Source organism: Erythrobacter sp. CCH5-A1 (genome assembly GCF_001557115.1).
GTDB lineage: Bacteria > Pseudomonadota > Alphaproteobacteria > Sphingomonadales > Sphingomonadaceae > Erythrobacter.
On sequence record NZ_LSKQ01000061.1, the window covers coordinates 1 to 420 of the forward strand.

1 protein-coding gene is annotated in these 420 nt (G+C 57.9%); it reads left to right on the forward strand.

Annotated elements, in window-relative coordinates:
- Positions 1-117 precede the first annotated feature (117 nt).
- Positions 118-420: CopD family protein (locus AX708_RS21325; RefSeq protein ID WP_369815586.1), on the forward strand; the 303-nt coding region annotated here is incomplete at its 3' end.

Consider the following 420-nt stretch of genomic DNA (forward strand, 5'->3'; position numbering starts at 1 on the left):
ATCATTTGCTTTGTTGACCTCACTGTGAAGTTGCATCGGCGGCCGGATCGAGAGCAGGCTCTCGCATTGCTTTCGCAGATCCATGCGTTCGCGCCGCTCGGCGTGGGCTTGGTAGCAGTGGTAGCCATCACGGGCCTCATAAATTCCCAGCTGATATTCGGTATTCAAAACAGCTTGGTCGTTCTGAGTACGCCTTATGGGTTGATGCTGGCTGCCAAACTGATCCTCGTCTGCGGCATGGTTGCGTTCGGTGCGAACAACGCGGCGATTGGACGCCGTTTCGCAACGTCTGGTGAACCATCGGAAAACTCGGTGCACGACGTGCTAGCGCGGTTGCGCCTCAGTCTGGGAGGTGAGCTTTGTCTTGCCGTCGGCGTTCTGGGCCTCGTAGCTGTTCTGGGCCTCGCGTCGCCAGGAATG